The organism is Streptomyces sp. NPDC036815 (assembly GCF_055609205.1).
This window is the reverse complement of the sequence record NZ_JBVJPW010000050.1, coordinates 1-1,425: the sequence shown is the minus strand read 5'-3', so window position 1 is coordinate 1,425 and position 1,425 is coordinate 1. Positions and strand designations below refer to the sequence as shown.

The following is a 1,425-nucleotide window of genomic DNA, read 5'->3' as shown; positions in this document are numbered from 1 at the left end:
CTAGTAGTGCTTCGTTACGTTGAGTGATCTCGGCTGTTCGTGGGCAGCTTCCCGGAGTGAGGTTGGGGGAAGTGGACCGGCTCCGGGGTGAGTTGGCGGAGTTCGTTGCCGATGTGTTTGGGTCGTTCCCGCGGCGGGATCAGCGGCGGTGGGGCGAGTGCTATCTGCGGGGTCTGATGCTCGACGGCCGGCGCAAGTCGGTCCAGCCGATGGCCGAGCGTCTGCCGGACGGGAACATGCAGGCCCTGCAGCAGTTCGTGAATCAGTCGCCGTGGGATCCGCTGCCGGTCAGGCAGCGGATCGCCGAGCGGCTGTCCGGAGTTATCAGGCCCGAGGTGTGGGTGATCGACGACGTGTCGTTCCCCAAGTTCGGCAAGGCGTCGGTCGGGGTGGCCCGCCAGTACTGCGGAGCGGTCGGCAAACGGGCGAACTGCCAGGTCGCGGTCAGTGTCCATGCCGCCACCGACACCGCCTCGTGCCCGTTGGCGTGGCAGTTGTATCTGCCGCGTGAGTGGACGGACGAGCCGGACCGATGCCGCAGGGCAGGAGTCCCCGACGACGTGGTGCACCGGGAGAAGTGGCGTCTCGCGCTCGGCCTCCTGGACACACTCGCCGAGTGGCAGTTGAAGGTGCCGGTCGTGGTCGCTGACGCCGGCTACGGCGTCAGCACCCCGTTCCGCCTCGCTCTCGAAGAGCGAGGACTGTCCTATGTCCTGGCCCTGAACGGGAAGGAAGTCGCCCACCCGGAGGATGTCGGGCCGCACCAGCCTGCTTATGGCGGGCTCGGACCGCCCACCCTCCCCCGCTACCGCACCCCACCGCGAGCCGTCTCCGTCCTCGCAGCGGAGACGGATGAGGAGAGGTTCACCGAGGTGACCTGGAGGCAGGGCAGCAGAGGCACGATGACCTCACGGTTCGCGGTGCTGACAGTGCGGCCCGCGGGCAAGCAGTCCCTGGCCGCAGCTCAGGAGGCGGGAGGCGGCCGCAACCGCTGGGACGGCGTCCTGCCCGTCCAGACACTCCTCGTCGAATGGCCGGACGGCCAGGACACTCCGACGGACTACTGGATATCGAACCTGCCCGCCACCGCACCGGCCGCTGACCTGGTGCGGTGGGCCAAGATGCGCTGGCGGATCGAGCACGATTACCGCGAGCTCAAGCATGGCCTCGGGCTGGACCACTTCGAGGGCCGCACCTGGCGCGGCTGGCACCACCACGTCACCCTCGTCACCGCCGCTCAGGCATTCCTCACCCTCAGGCGGCTCGACCCAAAAGTCCGCACACCGGCCTGACCCTCTACCAGCTCCTCGACCTTCTTCAAGACCTGCTGAGGTGCTGGACCGGTACCTGCACCACCTGCGGACGCCCCCTGCCCAGCCCTCGGAGCAGCCGCAGACAGCCCACAACCTAACGAAGCACTACTAG

At 68.0% G+C, this 1,425-nt stretch carries 1 protein-coding gene; it reads left to right on the top strand.

Translation table 11 applies throughout. From position 1 onward, the window contains the following. Positions 1 to 56 precede the first annotated feature (56 nt). Positions 57 to 1,292 (top strand): IS701 family transposase, encoded by a 1,236-nt coding sequence (locus ACZ69I_RS38975; protein WP_470837257.1) that lies wholly within the window; start codon positions 57 to 59, stop codon positions 1,290 to 1,292. Positions 1,293 to 1,425 lie beyond the last annotated feature (133 nt).